We start from the raw sequence: 20,188 nt of genomic DNA on the forward strand, positions 1-20,188 counted from the left end.
TACGACGCGGTCCTCGTCAACTCGGCGGGCGACGGCATCACCCTGGACGGCCTGGGCGTCACCGAGGCCAAGGCCCGCATCACCGACTGGCTGAGGCCGCGCCCCCGGTGCCGTTCGCCGCGGCGCCCGCCGTGCCCGCGCAGGGCGGGGGCGAGCCGCAGGTCGTGCCGTGGAAGCCGCCGAAGGACGACCCGTTCCAGGCCGCGGCAAGGGCCCAGGCGAGCGCGCGCCCGTCAGGGCTCGGCCGCAGGTTCCTCGCGCGCCTGATCGACTCCGTCGTCCTCGGCGCGGTCGCCTGTGCCGTCGCCGTGCCGCTCGCGCTGCGCGCCCGCGCCCATCTCGACGACAAGATCGAGGCCGCCCGCCAGTCGGGCCGTACGGTCACGGTCTATCTGCTCGACGGCACCACCGGCGGATATCTGGCCGTCGCCGTGGTGGCCGTGCTGGTCTTCGGCGCGCTCTACGAGGCGCTGCCGACCGCCAGGTGGGGGCGGACCCTGGGCAAGAAGGTCTGCGGCCTGCGGGTCCTCGACATGGAGGCGTTCGAGCCGCCGCGCTTCGGCAGGGCGCTGGTGCGCTGGCTGCTGTACGGGGTGCTCGGCATGGTGGCCGTGGGCGTGCTGAACGCGCTGTGGTGCGTGTTCGACCGGCCCTGGCGGCAGTGCTGGCACGACAAGGCCGCCCGCACGTTCGTGGCGGGCCCGGTCGGCTGACGGGCGGGGGATCCGCGCCGTACGCCGGGATCCGGCCGTTCGTTCGCCCGAACGGCGCCGAGGGTTGGCGGGGCACCGCGCCGCGAGGTGCACTGCCCCCATGAGCAACGACCAGCCGGCGTCCGGACAGCCGCCCGAGGACGACCCCTTCCTGAAGCGGCCGCAACCGCCGCGGCAGCCGCCGCCGGGGGACTCGGCGCAGCCCCCGGGCCAGGGCCCGTACGGCCAGCCGCCGCCCCAGGGCCCCGGCGGCCCCTACGGCGGGGGCGAGGGCCCGTACGGCGGCGGACCCTACGGCGGCGGGGGCCAGGGCGGCGGCCCGTACGGCGGGGGTTCCTTCGGCGCCCCCTACGGCGGCGCCGATCCGCTCGCCGGGATGCCGCCGCTCGCGCCGTTCGGCACGCGCCTCGCCGCGCGGATCATCGACGCGCTGATCATCGCCATCCCGCTCGCGGTCATCTCCCTCGCCGCGAACGGCTTCGACCTGTCGACGTCCAACGGGCAGAGCGAGGCCGACCGGCTCGGTGACGAGTTCAACACCGGCACGCAGTGGCTGTGGACGCTGATCTCCCTCGTCGTGTACATCGGCTACGACACCCTGATGACGCGCTCGCGCGGGCAGACGCTGGGCAAGCGGTGGCTCGGCCTGCGGGTCGGGATGCTCGCCGACGGCTCCGTGCCCGGCACGGGCCCCTCGCTGCTGCGGGCGACCGTCCTCTGGTTGCCCGCCCTGGTCTGCTGCTACTGCATCTGGTGGATCGTCATCGCGCTGACCGTCGTGTCGAGCCGCCCGTACAAACAGGGCTGGCACGACAAGGCGGCGAAGACGGTCGTCGTCACGGCCTGACGGTCGTCGTCACGGCCTGACGGTCGTCGTCACGGCCTGGGGCCCACGTGGCGGCGGCCCTGCGGCTACCGGCGCGCCGCGTGCCCGCCCACGCGGGCCACGCCGTATCCGGCGTCCGCGTGCGCGCGGGGCGCGCCGACCCGCGGCGCCGCCGTCGCCATCGAGCCCTCTGCGGGCCTCGACGCGCCCTGGGCCGCGGCCTCCCGCGCCGCCCGCGCCCGGCGCGGCGCGGGCACCGAGAGCGCCACGAGCAGTCCGAGGGCGAGGGCGGCGACACCGATGACCACGGTGCCGACGCCGGCCGGGGCGCCCGACAGCAGGAGCATGGCGACGGCCGAGCAGACGACCGTGGCTGAACCGTAGGCGAGCTGTGCGGCGTTAGGACGCGGCATGGCGTTTCCGTCCCTCAAGAGCGGGTGCGTGCCTGCGGGCCGCACCGGCGGCGCGGCCCTACGACTCTGGTTGCCCGACGCGAACGTGCGGTAAGCGTGACCTAACCCACGGTACGGATGCACGGGGGGCGCACGGATTCATGCGACCGCCCCCGCGGTGCCCGGTGCGCCCGGCGCGGGGCCGCCGCCCGGTGGGGAGCGCCCTTCGGCGACACCAAGAAAAGATCATCGAATGTTCCGCTTTCCATACTGGAATCGTCGTGAACAAGTCAAGACTGTCATTTCTTCGTCAACTCCGGTCCAATAGCGCCACTTGACGCGCGTACAGCGCGCGCACAGGCCGGGTACAGGCGCGTACCGGACGGACGGTCCCCACAAGGACGGACGGCCGCCGCCGGGACGCGGGGGAGGACACCAGCGAGTGACCAGGACAGCACCGGCGAGACCGGCGAGACGGGTGCGGCGCGCCGCGGCGGTGGCCGCGGTGCTCGCCGTGACCGCGGCGACGGCATCCGCCTTCACCACAGCACAGGCCCAGGAGCCCCCCGCCCCGCAGCAGGTGGAGCGCCGCGACCCGGCGCCGCAGCCAGGCGAGGCGGAGCACGATCTGCCCGGCCCCTTCACCAAGCGGCAGGAGGGCGAGCGCAAGGCGGCGCTCGGCCAGGTGCTCTCGGGGCACCGCACGGCCGTCAAGCGCGGCCCGTCGAGCGTGGTGAAGCTCGGCGGCGGCAAGTACGTCGAGCTGGGGCGGGAGAAGACGGACCGGATCTTCACGATCCTCGTGGAGTTCGGCGACAAGGTCGACGACACCACGACGTACGACCCGGACGGGCCCGAGGGTCCGAAGCCGCCGGCGACGCAGTACGGCGGCACACCGGGGCCCGCGCACAACGCGATAGCCGAGCCCGACCGCGCGGTGGACAACTCCACCGCCTGGCAGGCCGACTACAACCAGAAGCACTTCAAGGACCTGTACTTCGGCACCGGCAAGGACGCGAAGGGCGCGCAGCGCGAGTCGCTCAAGACGTACTACGAGAAGCAGTCCTCGGGCCGCTACTCCGTCGACGGCGAGGTCACCGACTGGGTCAAGGTCCCGTACAACGAGGCCCGTTACGGCTCGAACTACTGCGGCGGCACCACCTGTCCCTCGGTGTGGGACGCGGTGCGCGACGGCGTCAACGCCTGGGTGGCCGACCAGAAGGCCAAGGGCGAGTCGAGCGCCGACATCAAGGCGGACCTGGCGCAGTACGACCAGTGGGACCGCTACGACTACGACGGCGACGGCGACTTCAACGAACCCGACGGCTACATCGACCACTTCCAGATCGTGCACGCGGGCGAGGACGAGTCGGCGGGCGGCGGCGCGCAGGGCACCGACGCCGTCTGGGCGCACCGCTGGTACGCGTACGGCTCCGACGCCGGTTCGACCGGCCCCGCGGACAACAGGGCGGGCGGCACGCAGATCGGCGACACCGGCATCTGGGTCGGCGACTACACGATGCAGCCGGAGAACGGCGGACTCGGCGTCTTCGCCCACGAGTACGGCCACGACCTCGGCCTGCCCGACAACTACGACACCGCGGGCGGCGAGAACTCCACCGCCTTCTGGGACCTGATGTCGGCCGGCTCGTGGCTCGGCACCGGCAAGGACGCGATCGGCGACCTGCCGGGCGACATGTCCGCGTGGGACAAGCTCCAACTCGGCTGGCTCGACTACGCGCGCGCCAAGGCGGCCAAGAGCTCCACGGTGAAGCTCGGCGTGTCCGAGTACAACACCAAGGACCCGCAGGCGCTGGTGGTGACCCTGCCGCCCAAGGAGAAGACGACCACGGTCGTCGAGCCCGCGCAGGGCGCAGCCCAGTGGTGGAGCGGCATGGGGGACAACCTCAAGAACACGCTGACCCGTCCGGTCGACCTGACGGGCAAGTCGACCGGCTCGCTGACGCTGGACGGCTGGTGGGACATCGAGTCCGGCTACGACTACCTCTACGCCGAGGTGTCGACGGACGGCGGCGCCGACTGGGTGCCGCTGGACGGCACCGCCGACGGCGCGGCCATCCCGCGCGACGGCGGCGACAAGCCCGCGCTGACCGGCACGTCCGGCGCGTACAAGAAGCTCGTCTACCCGCTCGACGCCTACGCGGGGCAGAAGTTCGACCTGCGCTTCCGCTACCTCACGGACGGCGGCGTCGCGCAGAAGGGCTTCGCGGCCGACGAGCTCTCGGTGGTCGCGGACGGCACCCCGCTGTTCACCGACAACGCCGAGACGGCGGACGGCGGTTGGACCGCGGCGGGCTTCTCCCGCATCGGCGGGTCCTTCACCAAGGACTACGACCAGTACTACGTCGTGGAGAACCGCCAGTACACCAGCTACGACCGGACGTTGCGCACCGGCCCGTACAACTTCGGCTTCACGGAGCCGAAGGACCTCACCGTCGAGCACTACGCGTACCAGAACGGCATGTTGGTCTGGTACTGGGACACCTCGCAGGCCGACAACAACACGAGCGTCCACCCGGGCGAGGGGCTGATCCTGCCGGTGGACGCACACCCGAAGGCGCTGCGCTGGTCGGACGGGACGGTGATGCGCAACCGGATCCAGCCGTTCGACGCGCCGTTCAGCTGGTACCCGACGCCGGGCTTCACGCTCCACAACGCGGACCGGCCGACCCGGATCAGGCCGCAGTCCGGAGTGGTCGCCTTCGACGACCACCGGGGCGGGTACTGGGACCCGGCGAACCCCCAGGGGAGCGTCAAGGTTCCTGACACCCGCACGAGGATCACGATCCTGAGCCAGCCCATCAGTGGCGCGACCATGACACTCCATGTGGGACCGTCGGCCCGTTAAGCGGTATAACTCCAGGTCAAACCATGATCGGCCGTTGCCCCTCTAGCGGGCGGCGGCCGATCGTGTTTAGGTGCAGCTGTGCATCTCTTATTGACACGGGGTCTCGCGGGGGGAGAGGAAGGATCATGGCTGGCGGAGGTTTCAGCAGGCTCCCGAACGGCAGAGTGGTGGTCGCGCTGACCGTGCCGAGACCCGCGTCCGAGGGCGGCACGGTACGGGTCCTGGTCCACGCGCAGAACCGCGCGCGAGCCCTGACCAGGCTGCGCAACCTCGGACTGCGCGCCGTCTACCTGCGAGGGAACGCGGAACCGCCGACGCCCGACGAGGTCACAGCGGTCCTGCACCACCCCGAGGGCCTGCTCTGGCGGGCCACCCCCCAGTGCCCGAGCGACGCCGACGCGCTCTGGCGCCCCATCCGGGCCCTGCTCAGGCCGGGCCGCACCTGGCAGCCAGGGCCCGCGCGGCCCGGCCTCGCCCGCAAGCCCATGGCGCCCTGGCGCCACATACCGCCGGCGCCCCGGGTGCGCGCGGGCGGCTGACCCTCGGGCGCGCCGCTCCCCGTGCGCGGGCCGCCGGCCCGCACGTCTCCCCGGGGCCCGGCCCCGGCCTCAGGCGGCGCTGACCACCGGCTCGCCGGTGAGCGCGACGCCCGCCGCGCGCAGCTCGTCCAGGGCGCGGTCGGTGGTGCGGCGCGCGACTCCCGCCGTCAGGTCGAGCAGCACACGGGTCGCGAACCCCTCGCGTGCCGCGTCGAGCGCCGTGGCCCGCACGCAGTGGTCGGTGGCGATGCCGACGACATCGACCTCGGTGACCCGGCGCTCGCGCAGCCACTCGGCGAGCGCCAGGCCGTTCTCGTCGGCGCCCTCGAAGCCGCTGTACGCCCCGGAGTACTCGCCCTTGCCGAAGACCGCGGCGACCGCGCCCGAGGCGATGGCGGGGGCGAAGTTCGGGTGGAAGCCGATGCCCTCGGTCCCTGCCACGCAGTGCACGGGCCAGGTGTGCTCGTAGTCGGGGGTGGCGGGCGGCCGTGCGAAGTGGCTGCCGGGGTCGATGTGGTGATCGCGGGTGGCCACCACATGGCGGTAGCCCGCCGTGGACTGGGCGATCAGCTCCGTGATGGCCGCTGCCACATCGGCGCCGCCGCCCACGGCGAGGCTGCCGCCCTCGCAGAAGTCGTTCTGCACGTCCACCACGATCAGCGCGCGCTGCATGGCCGCAGCCCCCCATTCGGTCCCTGCCCGGTGTCCTCCGGGCGCGCCGTGCCCAAGCCGTCACTCATATCGTCACACGAATTCCGTGGGGAGCACGGGTTCGCCCCGCGACAGCTGCATCGCGGACATCGGCAGCCCCGCCCGTGCCGCGATGTGCCGCTCGCGCACCGCGTCGAGCGACTCGCGCGCCACCACCTCGCCGCCCTTGACCAGCTGGACGAGCAGCTGCCGCCCCGCCAGCTCCTGCGGCACGGGTCCTGTGCCGACGACCTCGGCCTCGGCGACGCCCTCGGCGTCGAGCCGCCGCGCGGCCCACTTGCGGCCGCCGAGCGACGTCTTGCCGCCCAGCGACTTCTTCGCCACCGGCTGGAGCGGCGCCTGCGCGTCGGCCGACTGCGCGCGCGCCACGATCTTGTAGACCATGGAGCAGGTCGGGTGGCCGCTGCCGGTCACCAGCTGCGTGCCCACCCCGTAGGCGTCCACCGGCGCGGCCGCGAGCGAGGCGATGGCGTACTCGTCCAGGTCGGAGGTGACCACGATCCTGGTGTCCACCGCGCCGAGCTCGTCCAGCTGCTGGCGCACCCGGTGCGCGACCAGCAGCAGGTCGCCCGAGTCGATCCGCACCGCGCCGAGCTCGGGGCCCGCGACCTCCACGGCCGTGCGCACCGCCTCGGCCACGTCGTACGTGTCGACCAGCAGCGTCGTGCCGCGGCCGAGCGAGTCGACCTGCGCGCGGAAGGCGTCGCGCTCCGAGTCGTGCAGCAGCGTGAAGGCGTGCGCGCTGGTGCCGACCGTGGGGATCCCGTAGCGGAACCCGGCCGCCAGGTCGGAGGTGCTGTCGAAGCCGCCCACGTACGCGGCGCGCGATGCGGCCACCGCCGCCAGCTCGTGGGTGCGCCGCGCGCCCATCTCGATCAGGCCACGGCCGCCTGCGGCGGCCGACATCCGGGAGGCGGCCGCGGCGATCGCCGAGTCGTGGTTGAGGATCGAGAGGATCACCGTCTCCAGCAGCACGCACTCGGCGAAGGAGCCCTCCACGCGCAGGACGGGCGAGCCGGGGAAGTACACCTCGCCCTCGGGGTAGCCCCAGATGTCGCCGGTGAAGCGGTAGTCCGCCAGCCAGTCGAGCGTCCGCTCGTCGACGACCTCCTGCTCGCGCAGGTAGCCGAGCACGCCCGGGTCGAAGCGGAAGTTCTCCACCGCGTCGAGCACCCGCCCCGTGCCGGCCACCACGCCGTAGCGCCGCCCCTCGGGCAGGCGCCGGGTGAACGCCTCGAACACCGAGTGGCGCTCCGCCGTGCCGGCCCGCAGGGCGGCCTGGAGCATCGTGAGTTCGTACTGGTCGGTGAACAGGGCGGTGGAGGGCACATCCACCGGCAGTCCCAGGTCCGGAGTGTTCATATGAAGGATGCTACCCCCCTTACTCGTCAGAGTGACGATTTCCCCCTCGCGGCGCCGCCGCGCCGCCCGCGGGCCGCACGGCGCCCGTCAGCCGGGCATCGCGTGGCGGGCGCCGCTCACCAGGGCCGTTTGTGCGACGGCCCCCTCCGGGTGGCAGCATGGGGTACACGAGGCTGTGAATCGCGGCACACCGTGACGAGGTGGTGCCCCTCGCCCCGGCATGGAAGAGAAGGTCGTCCCGAACCGTGAGTGTTGCTCCGAGCGAGATCACGCGGCCGGAGTCGGCAGAGGAGACCTCTGTCGTCCCCGAGCCGGACGTGCCCTGGGTGACCGTCGTGCACAACGACCCGGTCAATCTCATGAGCTACGTCACCTACGTCTTCCAGACGTACTTCGGCTATTCGAAAGAGATCGCGCACAAGCTGATGATGGATGTGCACCACAAGGGCAGGGCCGTGGTCTCCAGCGGCACCCGCGAGGAGATGGAGCGCGACGTGCAGGCCATGCACGGCTACGGCCTGTGGGCCACGCTCTCCCAGGACCGCGACTGATGGCCGGGCACTTCGAGCCCCTCCCGGGCGGCGGCGCGGCCGTCGCGCTCGACGAGGTCGAGATCTCCATCCTCCGCTCGCTCTCCCTCCAGCTGGCCGAGCTGATCGGCCCGGGCGAGGAGCCCGCGGAGCAGGACGACCCGCTCGCTTCGCTGTTCACCGAAGGACCGAGCGAGCCGCCGTCCGACCCCGCGCTGCGCCGCCTCTTCCCCGACGCGTACGGGGACCCGGCGAAGCCGGGCCGGGAGGGCGAGGGACTGCGGGGCTACTCCGCCGAGTTCCGCCGCTTCACGGAGAACGACCTGCGCGGCCGCAAGCGCACCGACGCGCTCGCCGTGATCCGCTCCCTCGACGCGCTGGCCGCGGAGGGCGACGGCGGGGGCGTGCTCAAGCTCACCCCCGACGAGTCGGGGCAGTGGCTCGGTACCCTCAACGACCTGCGGCTGACCATCGGCACCCGCCTTGAGGTGACGGACGAGGACGAGAACGGCGAGCTGTACCGGCTGCCGGACTCCGACCCGCGCAAGCCCATGGTGATGGCATACCTCTGGCTCGGCGCGCTCCAGGAGACGCTGATCGAGACCCTCATGCCGTGAGGCGGGGTCGGGGGCCGGGCCCGCGGGCGTGATCTTCGGCCGGGTGGGGTAATTATCCGACTGCTTTACGGATGATATGCGCGGTTTTCCGTGCTGTGTCCGCTGGGCTGTACCCATGACTTCCCGACCGGAGCCCCCGCCGCTCCCCGCCGCCCCCGAAGAGGGCTACCAGCGCGGCCTCGGCGGCCGCCAGGTCCAGATGATCGCGATCGGCGGCGCCATCGGCGTCGGCCTCTTCATGGGCGCGGGCGCCAACATCGCCCAGGCGGGCCCCTCCATCGTGCTGATGTACGCCGTGGCCGGCCTGGTGATCTTCTTCATCATGCGGGCGCTCGGCGAACTCCTCCTCTACCGGCCGGTCTCCGGCTCCTTCGCCTCCTACGCGCGGGAGTTCCTCGGCCCCTTCTACGGCTACGCCACCGGCTGGACGTACTGGCTGATGTGGGTGGTCACCGCGATGGCCGAGCTCACCGCCGCCGCCATCTACCTGCACTTCTGGTGGTCGGGCATCCCGCAGTGGGCGGGCGCGCTGTTCTTCCTCGTCGTGCTGTTCGGCGTCAACCTCATCTCCGTACGGGTCTTCGGCGAGGTCGAGTTCTGGTTCTCGATGGTCAAGGTCACCGCCATCCTCGGCATGATCGTCATCGGCCTCGGCGTCCTGACCCTCGGCTTCTCCGACGCGGGGCCCACCGCATCGCCCGACAACCTCTGGGCGCACGGCGGCTTCTTCCCGCACGGCGTCGGCTCCAGCCTGCTGACCCTCCAGGGCGTGATGTTCGCGTACGTCGCCGTGGAGCTCGTCGGCGTCACCGCGGGGGAGTCCGCCGACCCGCGGCGCATCCTGCCGCGCGCCATCAACACGCTGCCCTGGCGGATCGTCGTCTTCTACGTCGGCTCGCTCGCGGTGATCCTCGCCGTCGTCGACTGGACCGAGTTCTCTGCGGGGACCAGCCCCTTCGTGCACGCCTTCGAGAAGATCGGCATCCCCCTCGCCGCGGGGATCGTCAACTTCGTCGTGCTGACGGCCGCGCTCTCCTCCTGCAACTCGGGCATGTACTCCACCGGCCGCATGCTGCGCGGCCTCGCCGCCGACCGGCACGCGCCGCGCGCCTTCGCCCGGCTCAACGCGCGCCGGGCGCCCGCGCTGGGCACCGCCGTCTCCGTCGCCGTGATGGGCGTCGGCGTCGTCCTCAACTACCTCGTGCCACAGCAGGCGTTCGGCTACGTCACCTCCGTCGCCACCGCGTGCGGCATCTGGACCTGGTCGGTCATCCTCGTCAGCCACATCCGCTACCGGCGCGCCGTCGCCCGCGGCCTGCTGCCCGCCTCCGCCTTCCCCGCGCCCGGCGGCACCCTCTTCAGCTGGGTGGCGCTCGCCTTCCTCGCGCTGGTCACCGCGCTCATCGCGTACGGCACCGAGACCCGGGTCTGCCTCTACGTCGGCGCCCTGTGGGCCGCCGGGCTCGGCGTCGGCTGGCAGGTGCTGAAGCGGCGCGGCGCGCACCTCCCCGACGACCGGCGGCTCCTGCCCGGCCGGGTCCCGGCCCCGGGACCCGGCGGCGAAGGACCGGCGGGCGACGGCACGGACCCGGCAGCGGCCCCCGCCGACTAGCCTCCCCGCCTGCGCACCTCCTGTCTCCGCGGCCCCGGGCCGGCCTGCCGGGCCGCGCGGGGCCCGGCTTATATTTCCCTCATGCTGACCATCACCCAGGAGCTGCACGACCAGATCGTCGCGCACGCGCGGCGCGACCACCCCGACGAGGCGTGCGGTGTGGTCGCGGGCCCTGCGGGCAGCGGCAGGCCCGAGCGGTTCATCCCGATGCTCAACGCCGCGAGGTCGCCCACCTTCTACGAGTTCGACTCGGGCGACCTGCTCACGCTGTACCGCGAGATGGACGACCGCGACGAGGAGCCCGTGATCATCTACCACTCGCACACCGCGACGGAGGCGTACCCCTCGCGCACGGACATCTCCTACGCGAACGAGCCAGGCGCCCACTACGTCCTCGTCTCCACCGCCGACACCGACGGCGCGGGCCCCTTCCAGTTCCGCTCGTACCGCATCGTGGACGGCGAGGTCACCGAGGAAGACGTCCAGGTCGTCTGAGAGACTGCCAGGACCACCCGTAGAACCCGAGGCGGCAGGACCCAGGAAGCCGGTGCGAATCCGGCACGGTCCCGCCACTGTGACCGCGGGGACGGCCGCGCAGCCGCGCGCGCCGGGCCCCGCGGAAGCCAGGAACTGACCTGCCGCCCTCTCCCGCCAGCCAGGGGACGTGGACATCCCCGAGGAGGAACCCGTGCGGTCAGCCCTGCCCGTGCGTCTGCGCGCCCTCGCCGCAGCCGCCCTGCTCATACCCGTCGCCGCCTGCTCGGCCGGCCCCCACCGGGACGCGGCCGCTCCCGGCGACGGCCGCGTGCCGGTGGGGACCGGCTTCCCGTACACCGTCACCAACTGCGGCGTGCGGACCACCTACGACGCGCCGCCGAAGCGGGCCGTCACCCTCAACCAGCACGCCACCGAGATCATGCTCGCCCTCGGGCTCGGCCGCTCCATGGTGGGCACCGCCTACCTCGACGACCACATCGCGCCCGCCTACGCGAAGGCGTACAAGGCCGTCCCCGTCCTCGCCGAGGAGTACCCCTCCAAGGAGAAGCTGCTCGCGGCGAACCCCGACTTCGTCTACGGCGGCTACGCCAGCGCCTTCGACGCCAAGGACGGGCGCGCCCGCGACGACCTCCAGGGCTCGGGCATCGACACCCGCCTCGACATCGAGAGCTGCGCCAAGGGCAAGGTCACGCTCGACGACCTCTACCGCGAGGTCACCGAGGTCGGCAGGACCTTCGGCGTCCCCGGCAGGGCCGCGGCCTGGGTGCGCCGGGCTAAGGCCACCGTCGCCGCGGCCGCGGACCGGCTCAAGGGCGTCGAGCCGGTGCCCGTCATGGTCTACGACAGCGGCGACAAGGCGCCCTTCACCGCGGGCGGCACCGGCATCGGCAACGAGATCATCACCCGCGCCGGCGGCACCAACGTCTTCGCCGACCTCCCCAAGCCCTTCTCCGACACCTCCTGGGAGCAGGTCGTCGCCCGCAAGCCGCAGGTCGTCGTCATCTACGACTACGGCAGCACCACCGTCGCGCAGAAGGAGAAGCGGCTGCTCGACGACCCGGTGCTGCGGGACGTCCCCGCGATCAAGAACAAGCGGTTCGCCGTGATGCCGCTGTCCGACGTGGTGCTCGGCGTCCGGGGCCCCGGCGCCATCGGCGACCTCGCACGCCAGCTCCACCCCAAGCCCGCACGGTAGGCGCGCGGATGCCCCCGTCCGGCCCGGCCCCCGCCACCCGTCCTGGAGCCCCGTCCGGCCCGGCCCCCGCCACCGTCCCGGAGGCCGCCCACGCGCCGCGGCCCGGCGGCGGGCGGATGCGGTATCCGCTCGTGGTGGGCGGGCTGGTCGTCGCGCTCGCCTTCGCCGTCGTCGCCGGGCTTGCGCTCGGGTCCGTGCGCGTCCCGCCCACCGAGGTCGTGCGCACGCTCACCGGGACGGCGGCGCCCGGGCCGCTGCGGACGATCGTGCTGGACGTGCGGCTGCCGCGCGTGCTGCTCGGTGCGGTCGTCGGCGCCGGGCTCGCCGTCGTCGGGACCGTGCTCCAGGCGCTCGTGCGCAACCGGCTCGCCGACCCGTTCCTGCTCGGTATCTCCTCCGGCGCCTCGGCCGGCGCCGTCCTCGTGCTGGTCGTCGGCGTCGGCGGCGGGATCACCACCACCGTCGCCATGCCGGCCGCCGCCTTCGCCGGATCCCTGGCCGCGCTCGCCCTGGTGTACGGGCTCGCCCGCCGCGGCGGCGCCATGACCGGCGGCAGGCTGGTCCTCGCCGGCGTCACCGTCTCGTACATCCTCTCCGCGCTCACCACCCTCGTCCTGACCCTCTCCGCGCGGCCCGAGCAGTTCCAGGAGGCCCTCTACTGGACGCTCGGCGGGCTCGGCAGCGCCCGCTGAGGCACGCTCGTGCTGCCCGCCGCCGTGCTGCTGCTCGGCACCGGCGCGCTGATCGCGCTCGGGCGCCCGCTCGACCTGCTGCTCACGGGGGAGGAGGGCGCGACGGCGCTCGGCCTCGACACCGGCCGCTTCCGCGCCGCAGTCTTCGTCCTCGCCTCCCTGGTCACCGGCGTGCTGGTGGCGTCGAGCGGCGCGGTCGGCTTCGTCGGCCTGCTGGTGCCGCACGCGGCGCGCGGCGCCGTCGGCGCGGCCCACCGGGCCCTGCTGCCGGTCGCCGCGCTCGGCGGCGCCGTCGTGCTGGTCGTCGCCGACCTCGCGGCCCGCACGGTCGCCGCGCCCCAGGACCTCCCCGTCGGCGTGCTGACCGCGCTCATCGGCGGCCCGTTCTTCCTCTGGCTGATGCGCCGCAGGCCCGAGGGGGCGGCGGTATGACGCGCGACGCGGCCGGCCGGACCGCGCCCGCGCGGCTGACCGTCGAGGGGATGACGTACGAGACCGGCGGGCGGCGCCTGGTCGACGGCGTCGACCTCACCGCTGCCCCCGGCGAGACCGTGGGCCTCGTCGGCCCCAACGGCAGCGGCAAGACCACCCTGCTGCGCTGCCTCTACGGCACCCTGCGCCCCACCGCGGGCCGCGCCCTCCTCGACGGCGACGACCTGGCCGCCCTCACCGCCAAGGCCCGGGCCCGGCGCGTCGCGACCGTGCCCCAGGACGGGCGCGCCGACATCGAACTGACCGTCAGGGAGGTCGTCGCGATGGGCCGCTCACCGCACAAGCGGTTCTGGGAGGGCGACACCGCCGCCGACACCGCCCTCGCCGCCGACGCGCTCGCCAGGGCCGGCGCCGCCGCGCTCGCCGACCGCGCGTTCCCCACCCTCTCGGGCGGCGAGCGGCAGCGCGTCCTGGTCGCCCGCGCCCTGGTGCAGCGGCCCGCGCTGCTGGTGCTCGACGAGCCGACGAACCACCTCGACATCCGCCACCAGCTCGACGTCCTCGGCCTGGTCGCCCGGAGCGGCACCACCTGCCTGCTCGCGCTGCACGACCTCAACCTCGCCGCGTACTACTGCGACCGGCTGCACGTGCTGCGCGCCGGCCGCGTCGTCGCCTCGGGCCCGCCGGCCGAGGTCCTCACTCCCGGGCTGCTCGCCGACGTCTACGGGGTCGGCGCGGCGATCACGCCGCACCCCGTCACCGGCGCGCCGGTCGTCGTCTACCTGCCGGACACCGGCCCCGCGCCGCTGACCGCCCCACCGGCCCCGGGCGGCACGCGGCCGTCCGTATGACGAATGCTTGCCGTCCGCGATGCGAGATGACCTCTCTGGACCCCGTGCGGGAATCGATACGATGACCGCATGGTTCCCCATGACGTGAATGAGACGACGCCGAGCACACCGCTGCTCGTGGCGCGGCTGCACGTCGACCTGTGCCGCCTCGCGAGCGCCATCTGTCCCGGCGGCGCGGACTGCTGAAGCGCGGGCCCCGCACGGGCCCAGCAGGCCGTTCATCAGTTCAACCACCCCCTCAAGCACCCTTCCCCGCGCGGTGGCCAACCGCCGTGCGACGCCGCGGGAAGCGGCCCCGGGACCGCCAGGACCCGTCAGGCAGCCGCCCCGAACAGGACGACAGGAGACCGACGTCATGGCCATCGAGGTCCGCATCCCGACCATCCTCCGCACGTACACCGACGGGGCCAAGGCCGTGGAGGGTAGCGGCACCACCCTCGCCGAGCTCCTGGCCGACCTCGACACCCGGCACTCCGGCATCCGCGAGCGCATCGTGGACGCCGAGAAGGGCAACCAGCTGCGCCGGTTCGTCAACGTGTACCTGAACGACGAGGACGTCCGCTTCCTGGACGGCATCGAGACGAAGCTCTCCGACGGCGACAACGTCACCATCCTCCCCGCGGTCGCCGGCGGCGCCCTCGCGAAGCGCCCGGCCTGATGCGGTACGACGCCCCGCTCGCGGCGGTCGGGAACACGCCCCTGGTGCGGCTGCCCCGGCTGTCCCCCTCCGACGACGTGCGGATCTGGGCCAAGCTTGAGGACCGCAACCCGACCGGTTCCGTCAAGGACAGGCCCGCCCTGCACATGGTCGAGCAGGCCGAGAAGGACGGCAGGCTCACCCCCGGCTGCACGATCCTCGAACCGACCAGCGGCAACACCGGCATCTCCCTGGCGATGGCGGCCAAGCTCAAGGGCTACCGCATGGTCTGCGTGATGCCGGAGAACACCTCGCAGGAGCGCCGCGACCTGCTCGGCATGTGGGGCGCCGAGATCATCTCCTCGCCCGCGGAGGGCGGCTCCAACACGGCCGTGCGGGTGGCGAAGGACCTGGCGGGCAAGAACCCCGACTGGGTGATGCTGTACCAGTACGGCAACCCGGACAACGCGGGCGCGCACTACGCGACCACAGGGCCCGAGATCCTCGCCGACCTGCCGTCGGTCACCCACTTCGTCGCGGGCCTCGGCACCACGGGCACGCTGATGGGCGTCGGCCGCTTCCTGCGCGAGCAGAAGCCGGACGTGCGGATCGTCGCGGCCGAGCCGCGCTACGACGACCTCGTCTACGGCCTGCGCAACCTCGACGAGGGCTTCGTGCCCGAGCTGTACGACGAGTCGGTGCTGACCACCCGCTTCTCCGTCGGCTCGGCGGACGCCGTCACCCGCACCCGCGAACTCCTCCAGCAGGAGGGCATCTTCGCGGGCATCTCCACCGGCGCCGCGCTGCACGCCGCCATCGGTGTGGGCAGGAAGGCGCTCGCCGCGGGCGAGAGCGCGGACATCGCGTTCGTCGTCGCCGACGGCGGCTGGAAGTACCTCTCCACGGGCGTCTACACGGCCGCCACCACCGAGGAGGCCATCGAGACGCTCCAGGGCCAGCTCTGGGCGTAGCGGGCCCGGCCGCCGCCGGGTCCTGCACCGCGACACCGCACGGGCGCCGGTGCCTGACCGCCCCTCAGGCGGCCGCGGCGCCGGCGTCCGCGTGTGCGGGGGCGCGCCGGGGCGTCAGCCGAGCCGCCGCACCCGCTCCCACAGCGCGGGGTCGGCCGCGCCGACGCGGCGGCGGAACGCGCCGGGCCGCACCTCGCGCACCTCGTCGGTCTCCAGGTAGCTCGGCCGCCCCCGCGCGTCGCCCACGGTACCGGGCGGCAGCGCGATCACGCCGGGCCGCTCGGCGTGGTGTTTCGTGGTGATCTTCGCGACCCGTATCCGGTCGCCGCGCGCCGACAGCACCAGGCACGGCCTGTCCTTCTCGCCAGGACCGTCCTCGTAGGGCACGGCGGCCCACCAGATCTCGCCCGGCCGCGGCCGCCCGGGACGCTGCGGCTGCCCGGGGCGGCCCGGCGGCCGGGTGGCCGCGCGCCACTGCCTGCGGCTGCGGCCCGCGCGCGCCCGCCCGTCCACCACCGAGGCCACGAGCGCGGCGGCCACCACGGCGATCAGCGCCACCCACCACCAGGACGTCATGCACCGACCGTACCCGGCCCGCGCGCGGACTCCCGGAACACCGGGGCCACCGGGAACACCGGGAACACCGGGAAGAGTGGACTTGCCGGTGACTTCCCCCACAACGCGCCGTCGTGGGGAAGCGGCCCGCCGGGTCGCGCCTTAGGCTCGACAGATCGAACCACCCCCGCACGACCGCCGTTCCACCGCGCGGGCCGTACGCTCCCTCACGCACCGTGCTCGCAGTGTCACCGAACGACCCCCGTCGCCCACCGTCCACGCCACGGAGGTTCACGCTCCATGAAGCTCACCGTCGTCGGCTGCTCGGGCTCCTTTCCCGCCGCGGGATCGGCCTGCTCCAGCTACCTCGTCGAGGCCGACGGCTTCCGGCTGCTCCTCGACATGGGCAACGGCGCCCTCGGCGAGTTGCAGCGCCACATCGGTCTGTACGACCTCGACGCGATCTTCCTGAGCCATCTGCACGCCGACCACTGCATCGACATGTGCGCGTACTTCGTGGCCCGCTACTACCGGTACGAGGGCGGGCGCTGCGACGCCATCCCGGTCTACGGCCCCGAGGGCACCGAGCAGCGGCTCACCACCGCCTACGACGACACACCGAGCGACAAGTCGATGAGCGAGGTCTTCGACTTCCGCACGCTGGAGCCCGGCACGTTCGACATCGGCCCGCTGACGGTCCGTACAGAGCGGATGGCACACCCCGTGGACACCTTCGGCATCCGCGTCGAGCACGGCGGCAGCTCGCTCGCCTACTCGGCGGACACCGGGGCCGACGATGCGCTGGTCGACCTGGCGCGTGGCACCGACCTGTTCCTGTGCGAGGCCGCCTTCACGTACGGCAAGGAGGACATCGCGGGCCTCCACCTCAACGGCAGGGAGGCCGGCGAGCACGCGGTACGCGCGGGCACCGAGCGCCTCGTGCTGACGCACATCCCGCCGTGGACGGACGCCAGGCGCAATCTGGAGGACGCGCGCGAGGTGTACACGGGCCCCTCCGAGCTCGCGGTGCCCGGCGCGGTCTACGAGCTGTAGCGGGGGCCGCCAGGGACGCGCGAAGGCGTCCGCCGCGCCCCGAGGGGGAGCGGCGGACGCCTTCGCGCCGGTGCCGGGCGCCGCCCCTGGGGGCGGCCGTCCGCGGCTACTTGGTGATGTCCTCGATCTCCTCCTCCGGCTCGCGGCCGGGGGTCTTGAGGTCGAACTTCACGATCACGAAGCGGAACACGACGTAGTAGACGACGCCGAAGACCAGTCCGATCGGGATGATCAGCCACGGCTTCGTCGCGAGGTTCCAGTTGAGGGCGTAGTCGATCACGCCTGCGGAGAACGTGAAGCCGTCGTGCACGCCGAGGGACCAGGTCACGAACATCGAGATCGCGGTGAGGACCGCGTGCAGCGCGTACAGCAGCGGCGCGATGAACATGAACGAGAACTCGATGGGCTCGGTCACACCGGTCACGAACGAGGTCGCGGCGAGCGAGAGCATCATGCCGAGGACGACCTTGCGGCGCTCGGGGCGCGCGGTGTGCGCCATCGCCAGCGCGGCGGCGGGCAGGCCGAACATCATGATCGGGAAGAAGCCCGAGGTGAACTGTCCTGCGCTCGGGTCGCCCGCGAGGAAGCGGTTGATGTCGCCGTGCGAGACGACGCCGGCGTGGTTGGTGAAGTCGCCGAGCTGGAACCAGGCCACCGTGTTGACGAACTGGTGCATGCCGATGGGGATCAGACCTCGGTTGACCAGGCCGAAGATGCCGGATCCGAGGGCGCCGAGCCCGGTGATCCAGTTGCCGAAGCTGGTGATCGCATCGCCGATGGGCTGCCAGCCGATGACCGCGACGACGCCGAGCGCCGTGCCGACGAACGCCATCAGGATCGGCACCAGGCGGCGGCCGTTGAAGAAGCCGAGCCAGTCCACGAGCTTGGTGCGGTGGTAGCGCTGCCAGATCACCGCGGTCAGCAGGCCGAGGACGATGCCGCCGAGCACGCCGGGGTTCTGGAAGGACGCGTTGGTGACGACGCCGCCCTTCTGCCACTCGCCGGCCAGCAGGCCGTTGGATATGTAGGTGGCGCCGCCCATCCCGTCCTTGACCGGGAACTGGTGGATCACCGCGTAGTACGTGAAGAAGCCGACGATCGCGGCGAGCGCGGTCGAGCCGTCCGACTTCTTGGCGAAGCCGATGGCGACGCCGATGCAGAACAGCAGGGGCAGGCCGAGCGAGGCGTCGAGCAGCATGCCGCCCGCGCCTGCGAAGACCTTCGCGACACTGTCCCAGCCGAGGCCCTGGTCGCCGAAGACGTCGGGCTGGCCGAGCCGGTTGAGGATGCCCGCGGCGGGCAGGACGGCGATCGGCAGCTGGAGACTGCGGCCCACCTTCTGCAGCCCCTGGAACAGTCCGGAACCCCGCTTCTTCGCGGGCGCCGCCGGGGCGGTGGCCGTACTCATCAACTTCCTCCATGCACAGGGAACGCCGCGCGCCCCATGAGAACAGGTCTAAACCATTGAGTGGTTTAGACCTGTTGTAACACGGGGGCGGCCGTGCCTGGAACCCTCGAATATGGCCTGGATAAAGATCTACTCCGAAGCGTGACCACCGGGCGTACGGCGGCGGCCCGGCGGGGGCGGGGTGAGCGGCGCCGCAGGTCAGGGCCGGGTGTCCCCGGTCACCGTCTGCTCCTCCTCCGTACCGGGATCATCGGGATCGTCCGGTTCGCGGCCCGGTGTCGGCAGGTCCAGCTTGGTGATCAGCACCCGGAAGACGGTGTAGTAGACCACTGCGAAGGCGAGGCCGACCGGGATCAGCAGCCAGGGCTTGGTCGCCAGGCCCCAGTTGATGACGTAGTCGATCAGCCCGGCGGAGAAGCTGAAGCCGTCCTTCGCGCCGAGCTGCCAGCTCACGAACATCGACACGCCGGTCAGCACCGCGTGGATCGCGTACAGCAGCGGCGCGACGAAGAGGAACGAGTACTCGATCGGCTCCGTGACGCCCGTCACGAAGGACGTCAGGGCCACCGAGAGCATCAGGCCGCCGACCGCCTTCCTGCGGCTCGGCTTCGCGCAGTGGTAGATCGCGAGCGCGGCGGCCGGCAGCGCGAACATCATGATCGGGAAGAAGCCCGTGGTGAACTGGCCCGCGCTCGGGTCGCCCGCGAGGAAGCGGTTCACGTCGCCGTGCACGACCGTGCCGTCCGGCTTCGTGTAGTCGCCGAACTGGAACCACACGAAGGTGTTCAGGAACTGGTGCAGCCCGAACACCAGCAGCCCGCGGTTGGCCACGCCGAAGATCCCCGAACCCCAGGCCCCCGCGTCCACCAGCCACTTCGAGAAGTCGGTCAGCCCGTCGCCGATCGGCTGCCACACCCACACCGAGAGCGAGGCGACCAGTAGCCCGACGAACGCCATGATGATCGGCACGAGGCGCCGCCCGTTGAAGAAGCCCAGCCAGTCCACCAGCCTGACCCGGTGGAACCTGCGCCACAGCCACGCCGTGAGCAGCCCCATCACGATGCCGCCGAAGACGCCGGGGTTCTGGTACGAGGCCTGCGTCACCGCCGTGCCGTCCGGCGTCACGCAGACGCCCGACCACACCCCTGCGCCGGTGAAGCGCGCCGCGCCGTCGCAGTCGAGCGGGAAGGCGTGCAGCACCGCGTAGTACGCGAGGAAGCCGGTGACGGCGGCGAGTGCGGTCGAGCCGTCCGCCTTCCTCGCCATGCCGATGGCGACGCCGATGCAGAACAGCAGGGGCAGGCCGAGCGAGGAGTCGAGCAGGGCGCCGCCCGCGGCGGCGAAGACCTTCGCGACGCCGTCCCAGCCGAGGCCCTGGTCGCCGAATACGTCGGGCTGGCCGAGCCGGTTGAGGATGCCCGCCGCGGGCAGGACGGCGATCGGCAGCTGGAGGCTGCGGCCCATCTTCTGCAGGCCCTGGAAGAGGCCCTGCCACCAGTGTTTGCGCGGGGCTCCCGGCGCCCCCGGGCCCCGCACCGCCCCGTCGCCGCCCATGGGTGCCTCCCCGGCCATAATGGTGTAGACCAGTTGCGGAATGCCCGCGGTCCACCGATGGTCGACATCTTTCGGCACGGGACCGGAACGCGCCCGAGAAGTTGGGCCAACCGTGCGTTACCGTGACAAAACATTCAGTATGCCGGTGCTTCGACAGGCCAATACGCTTGT

The 20,188-nt window shown here is 72.6% G+C and carries 19 protein-coding genes, 2 pseudogenes and 1 riboswitch; of the genes and pseudogenes, 15 read left to right on the forward strand and 6 right to left on the reverse strand.

Translation table 11 applies throughout. The annotated features are described in order from the left end of the window. Positions 1-161: 161 nt before the first annotated feature. Both AB0910_RS15395 and AB0910_RS15400 read left to right on the forward strand, forming a co-directional pair. Positions 162-713, forward strand: a pseudogene (locus AB0910_RS15395) (RDD family protein); the annotation flags it as partial. A gap of 100 nt (positions 714-813) precedes the next feature. After that, the gene (locus AB0910_RS15400) at positions 814-1,560 is read left to right on the forward strand and encodes an RDD family protein (RefSeq protein ID WP_366745092.1); all 747 of its coding nucleotides are present in this window, start codon (positions 814-816) and stop codon (positions 1,558-1,560) included. Between the two features lie 65 nt (positions 1,561-1,625). Here AB0910_RS15400 and AB0910_RS15405 read toward each other — a convergent pair whose 3' ends face one another. Further along, positions 1,626-1,952, reverse strand: a complete 327-nt coding sequence (locus tag AB0910_RS15405; protein ID WP_366745093.1) for a hypothetical protein — start codon at positions 1,950-1,952, stop codon at positions 1,626-1,628. A gap of 457 nt (positions 1,953-2,409) precedes the next feature. Between AB0910_RS15405 and AB0910_RS15410 the strand changes: the two genes are divergently transcribed. Both AB0910_RS15410 and AB0910_RS15415 read left to right on the forward strand, forming a co-directional pair. After that, entirely contained in the window at positions 2,410-4,800 is a 2,391-nt protein-coding gene (locus AB0910_RS15410; protein WP_366745224.1) for an immune inhibitor A domain-containing protein, read from the forward strand. Between the two features lie 125 nt (positions 4,801-4,925). Further along, the gene (locus tag AB0910_RS15415) at positions 4,926-5,339 is read left to right on the forward strand and encodes a hypothetical protein (protein WP_366745094.1); all 414 of its coding nucleotides are present in this window, start codon (positions 4,926-4,928) and stop codon (positions 5,337-5,339) included. A 69-nt stretch (positions 5,340-5,408) separates the two neighbouring features. Here the strand turns inward: AB0910_RS15415 and AB0910_RS15420 are convergent, their stop codons facing one another. Both AB0910_RS15420 and AB0910_RS15425 read right to left on the reverse strand, forming a co-directional pair. Next, the gene (locus AB0910_RS15420) at positions 5,409-6,011 is read right to left on the reverse strand and encodes an isochorismatase family protein (RefSeq protein ID WP_366745095.1); all 603 of its coding nucleotides are present in this window, start codon (positions 6,009-6,011) and stop codon (positions 5,409-5,411) included. Between the two features lie 72 nt (positions 6,012-6,083). Further along, positions 6,084-7,412: a nicotinate phosphoribosyltransferase gene (locus tag AB0910_RS15425; RefSeq protein ID WP_366745096.1), complete on the reverse strand. Its 1,329-nt coding sequence runs from the start codon at positions 7,410-7,412 to the stop codon at positions 6,084-6,086. A 245-nt stretch (positions 7,413-7,657) separates the two neighbouring features. Between AB0910_RS15425 and clpS the strand changes: the two genes are divergently transcribed. The 10 genes and pseudogenes from clpS (at position 7,658) to AB0910_RS15475 (ending at position 15,447) form a co-directional block, all read left to right on the forward strand. Next, the gene (gene clpS, locus AB0910_RS15430; RefSeq protein ID WP_366745097.1) at positions 7,658-7,963 is read left to right on the forward strand and encodes an ATP-dependent Clp protease adapter ClpS; all 306 of its coding nucleotides are present in this window, start codon (positions 7,658-7,660) and stop codon (positions 7,961-7,963) included. After that, on the forward strand, positions 7,963-8,559 hold the full coding sequence (locus tag AB0910_RS15435) for a DUF2017 domain-containing protein (protein ID WP_366745098.1): 597 nt from the start codon (positions 7,963-7,965) through the stop codon (positions 8,557-8,559). Before clpS ends, AB0910_RS15435 begins: the two co-directional genes overlap by 1 nt. Before the next feature lie 115 nt (positions 8,560-8,674). Next, complete coding sequence (locus AB0910_RS15440) at positions 8,675-10,171, forward strand: amino acid permease (protein WP_366745099.1); 1,497 nt, start codon at positions 8,675-8,677, stop codon at positions 10,169-10,171. A gap of 81 nt (positions 10,172-10,252) precedes the next feature. After that, positions 10,253-10,666 carry a M67 family metallopeptidase gene (locus AB0910_RS15445; protein ID WP_366745100.1) on the forward strand — a complete coding sequence of 138 codons (414 nt, stop codon included), beginning with the start codon at positions 10,253-10,255 and terminating at the stop codon, positions 10,664-10,666. 42 nt (positions 10,667-10,708) lie between these two features. Beyond that, positions 10,709-10,804: riboswitch (cobalamin riboswitch) on the forward strand. Positions 10,805-10,859: 55 nt separating this feature from the next. Then, positions 10,860-11,864: an ABC transporter substrate-binding protein gene (locus tag AB0910_RS15450; protein WP_366745101.1), complete on the forward strand. Its 1,005-nt coding sequence runs from the start codon at positions 10,860-10,862 to the stop codon at positions 11,862-11,864. A gap of 116 nt (positions 11,865-11,980) precedes the next feature. Then, positions 11,981-12,988 (forward strand): annotated as a pseudogene (locus tag AB0910_RS15455) (iron ABC transporter permease). After that, positions 12,985-13,839 (forward strand): ABC transporter ATP-binding protein, encoded by an 855-nt coding sequence (locus tag AB0910_RS15460; protein ID WP_366745102.1) that lies wholly within the window; start codon positions 12,985-12,987, stop codon positions 13,837-13,839. The pseudogene AB0910_RS15455 and the gene AB0910_RS15460 overlap by 4 nt, the downstream one beginning before the upstream one ends. 69 nt (positions 13,840-13,908) lie before the next feature. After that, a complete protein-coding gene (locus AB0910_RS15465) occupies positions 13,909-14,025 on the forward strand; it encodes a putative leader peptide (protein WP_366745103.1) in 117 nt (38 codons plus the stop codon). A gap of 169 nt (positions 14,026-14,194) precedes the next feature. After that, positions 14,195-14,497: a MoaD/ThiS family protein gene (locus AB0910_RS15470; protein WP_366745104.1), complete on the forward strand. Its 303-nt coding sequence runs from the start codon at positions 14,195-14,197 to the stop codon at positions 14,495-14,497. Continuing rightward, the gene (locus tag AB0910_RS15475; RefSeq protein ID WP_366745105.1) at positions 14,497-15,447 is read left to right on the forward strand and encodes a cysteine synthase; all 951 of its coding nucleotides are present in this window, start codon (positions 14,497-14,499) and stop codon (positions 15,445-15,447) included. Before AB0910_RS15470 ends, AB0910_RS15475 begins: the two co-directional genes overlap by 1 nt. A gap of 114 nt (positions 15,448-15,561) precedes the next feature. On the opposite strand, the gene AB0910_RS15480 is transcribed toward AB0910_RS15475, so the two are convergent. Beyond that, positions 15,562-16,023 carry a type II toxin-antitoxin system PemK/MazF family toxin gene (locus AB0910_RS15480; protein ID WP_366745106.1) on the reverse strand — a complete coding sequence of 154 codons (462 nt, stop codon included), beginning with the start codon at positions 16,021-16,023 and terminating at the stop codon, positions 15,562-15,564. Positions 16,024-16,302: 279 nt separating this feature from the next. Here AB0910_RS15480 and AB0910_RS15485 point away from each other — a divergent pair, with 279 nt between their 5' ends. Beyond that, positions 16,303-17,055 (forward strand): MBL fold metallo-hydrolase, encoded by a 753-nt coding sequence (locus AB0910_RS15485; RefSeq protein WP_366745107.1) that lies wholly within the window; start codon positions 16,303-16,305, stop codon positions 17,053-17,055. Positions 17,056-17,161: 106 nt separating this feature from the next. On the opposite strand, the gene AB0910_RS15490 is transcribed toward AB0910_RS15485, so the two are convergent. Next, on the reverse strand, positions 17,162-18,463 hold the full coding sequence (locus AB0910_RS15490) for a PTS transporter subunit EIIC (RefSeq protein ID WP_366745108.1): 1,302 nt from the start codon (positions 18,461-18,463) through the stop codon (positions 17,162-17,164). Positions 18,464-18,661: 198 nt separating this feature from the next. After that, positions 18,662-20,017 (reverse strand): PTS transporter subunit EIIC, encoded by a 1,356-nt coding sequence (locus AB0910_RS15495; RefSeq protein ID WP_366745109.1) that lies wholly within the window; start codon positions 20,015-20,017, stop codon positions 18,662-18,664. Between the last annotated feature and the right edge of the window lie 171 nt (positions 20,018-20,188).

Source organism: Streptomyces sp. NPDC047002 (assembly GCF_040704505.1).
In the GTDB taxonomy this organism is placed as follows: domain Bacteria; phylum Actinomycetota; class Actinomycetes; order Streptomycetales; family Streptomycetaceae; genus Streptomyces.